The sequence below is a fragment of the Mycobacterium sp. UM_Kg1 genome (genome assembly GCF_000972925.1).
GTDB classification, from domain to species: Bacteria; Actinomycetota; Actinomycetes; order Mycobacteriales; family Mycobacteriaceae; genus Mycobacterium; species Mycobacterium hiberniae.
Window position 1 is genome coordinate 1 of record NZ_JRMK01000256.1, and the last position, 2,932, is coordinate 2,932.

General features: G+C 71.3%; 3 protein-coding genes. 1 reads left to right on the plus strand and 2 read right to left on the minus strand.

Features of this window, described 5'->3' with window-relative positions:
- Window positions 1-442 (minus strand): phosphopantetheine-binding protein (locus LI92_RS20680; RefSeq protein WP_046322218.1); only part of this gene is annotated, 442 nt, incomplete at its 3' end.
- 76 nt (window positions 443-518) lie between these two features.
- On the opposite strand from LI92_RS20680, the gene LI92_RS20685 reads away from it, so the two are divergent.
- On the plus strand, window positions 519-2,171 hold the full coding sequence (locus LI92_RS20685) for a (2,3-dihydroxybenzoyl)adenylate synthase (RefSeq protein ID WP_046322221.1): 1,653 nt from the start codon (window positions 519-521) through the stop codon (window positions 2,169-2,171).
- 15 nt (window positions 2,172-2,186) lie between these two features.
- Here the strand turns inward: LI92_RS20685 and LI92_RS20690 are convergent, their stop codons facing one another.
- Window positions 2,187-2,819, minus strand: coding sequence for a DUF3060 domain-containing protein (locus LI92_RS20690; protein WP_046322222.1), 633 nt, complete (start codon window positions 2,817-2,819; stop codon window positions 2,187-2,189).
- Between the last annotated feature and the right edge of the window lie 113 nt (window positions 2,820-2,932).

Consider the following 2,932-nt stretch of genomic DNA (forward strand, 5'->3'; position numbering starts at 1 on the left):
GCCGGGCGGCCAGCGCCTGCGCGGCGGCGGCCAACCGGTCGGGGTCGATGCCGGCGCCCGATTGGAATTCCACATACAGGTGCCCGGCCACCCCGCCGAGGGCCACGTCGTCGTCGCGGCCCACCCACATGGCGTGCTGCATGGGGGCCAGCGGAAACGGTGCGCCGTCGTCCTCGGCGGGTGCCGGCGCGGCGACGGCAACCGGTGCCCCCCGATCGCCCAGCAGTTCTTGCCAGGCCGCGATGCGCGGGTCGGCGGCCAGCGTGGCGAAATCGACGTCGATGCCCTGCTTGCGCCAGCGGCCGGCCAGGCTCATCATCCGGATCGAGTCCAGCCCCTGTCCGACCAGGTCGGCGTCGGGGTCGAGGGCGCCGGCGTCGGCACCGAGCAGCTCCGCGACCTGCGCGCGAATGTCGTCCGGCCCCACCGCGCCACCCTTCATTAGTAAAGGCTGCCCTAACTCGTTGGACGCTACCCTATCTAGGATCTCCGCTGACTCCACGTGGAGGGCGGTGCTCATGCCGGCCCTGCCGGGGGCGGCAGCGTCGACGACCAGGAGGGTCAGAGTGTTCGTACCGTTTCCGGCCGAGCGTGCCGCGGCCTACCGCGCGGCGGGGTACTGGCGCGGGCGACCGCTGGCGACGCTGCTCGACGATGCCGCCGTGCACTGGCCGGATCGGCCGGCGGTCATCGACGCGGCCGGCACCCTGTCCTACGCGCAACTGGACGCCGCAGCAGAGCGCGCGGCAGCGGGTCTGCACCGGCTGGGCCTGCGCGCCGGCGACCGGGTGCTGTTGCAGCTGCCCAACAGTTCCACGTTCCCCGTCGCACTGTTCGCGCTGCTGCGGATCGGCGCCGTGCCGGTGCTCTGCCTGCCCGGGCACCGCGCTGCCGAGATCGGGCATCTGGCGCAGGTCAGTGCCGCACGGGCGCTGGTGATCCCGGCCGTGCACGCCGGATTCGACTATCCCGCCATGGTGAGCGGGCTGCTCGCCGAGCTTCCGGGTGTGCAGCACGTCGTCGTCGACGGCGACGTGGGCGGCCGCGGCGCTTCGTTCGTGGCCTGGAGTTCGGTGTGCGCGCAGGACGGCGCCGCACCCGCGCGACCGAATCCCGACCCGGCCACGCCGGCGGTGTTGCTGGTCTCCGGCGGGACCACCGGGCTGCCCAAGCTGATCCCCCGCACCCACGACGACTACGTCTACAACGCCACCGCCAGTGCCCAGTTGTGCGAGTTGCGCTGTGATGACGTGTATCTGGTGGCGTTGCCGGCGGCCCACAACTTCCCGTTGGCCTGCCCGGGTCTGCTGGGCGCCATGTCGGTGGGCGCCGCGACGGTCTTTTGCGCCGACCCCAGCCCCGAGGCGGCCTTCGCCACCATCGCCCGGCACCGGGTGACGGTCACCGCGCTGGTGCCGGCGCTGGCCAACCTGTGGGCCCAAGCCTGCGACTGGGAGCCGCAGAAGCCGACCACTCTGCGGCTGCTGCAGGTCGGCGGGGCCAAATTGGCGTCGCAGGACGCCGCGCAGATCCGCAACGTGCTGACTCCGGGACTCCAGCAGGTGTTCGGGATGGCCGAGGGGCTGCTGTGCTACACCCGGCTCGGTGATTCCGCGCAGCTGCTCGACTGCACCCAGGGCCGGCCGCTGTGCCCCGATGACGAGCTGCGGGTCCTCGACGAGGACGGCGCCGAAGTGCCGGTGGGCACAGACGGGGAACTGTCGGTGCGCGGGCCGTACACGATCAACGGCTATTACAACGCGCCGGAGGCCAACGCGCGCTCGTTCAGCCCGGACGGCTTCTACCGCAGCGGGGACCGGGTTCGCCGGCTGGCGAACGGCTATCTGGAGGTGACCGGGCGGATCAAGGACGTCATCGTCCGTGCCGGCGAGAACATCGCCGCCGACGAGCTCGAGGCGCAGCTGCTGCGCCACCCCGCGGTCCGCTCGGCCGCAGCAGTGGGCCTGCCGGATGCCTATCTGGGCGAAAAGGTCTGCGCGGCAGTGGTTTCCGAGGACAGCTCGTTGACGGTGGTTGAGCTCAACCGCCATCTCGGCGAGTGCGGGGTAGCCACCCATATCCGGGTGGACCAGCTGGCGGTGCTGTCGGCGCTGCCGACCACCGCGGTGGGCAAGATCGACAAGAAGGAGCTGATCCGCCGGCTCGGCTGAACCGGCTTCGGCGATTCAGCCGCGTTGGATGACGTTGTCGTAGCCCGAGGTGGCGATGTCGGGATCCCCGGAGCGGTAGGTCACCCGATTGTTGAGACCCGATGCGGTGATCGTCGGCGACTCATCGACGGTGATGACGTTGCCGACTCCCGACACCGTCAGTCCCGCGCACCGGCCGGTGAGCGTCACGGTGTTGCTGACCCCGCTCACCGAGATGTAGCGACCGGCGCAGTCCAGTGTCTTGGTCTCCCCCGCCCCGGAGATGGCGAGGGGGGTGCCGGCCGGTGCGGGGACCGGAGCCGGAGCCTCCGCCGGGGGCGCGGCCGGCAACGGCGCAGCAGCCAGCGGCTCCGGTGACGACGGCGCGGTGGTGACACTGCTGCTGGGCATGGCGGGGGTTCCCGCCGTGGTGCCGACCGGCTCGCGCGACATGAGAAACATTCCCAGCGCCGCGATCGCGAACACCGCGCCCACCGCACCGAATCCGACGCCTCTGCGGCGGCTGCCCAGGGTGGGTGCGCCGCCGTGCTCCGGCGCCCACTCCCCGCCGGCGGCCGAGGCGACAGTCAGTTCCTTGGCGCTGGCGAGGTCGGCCAGCGGACGCTCCAATTCCCGGATCCGGGCCTCGGGGTCGTCGTCGGCGCTCACGCCTGTGATGATCGCACAGCTAACTGTTGTGACCTCGGAGGTTGTTGACGGCGTGCCTGCTTGAAATGGGGAGGACCTCCTGACGGAGTGGATGTGTCTGGCATCTACCCGTA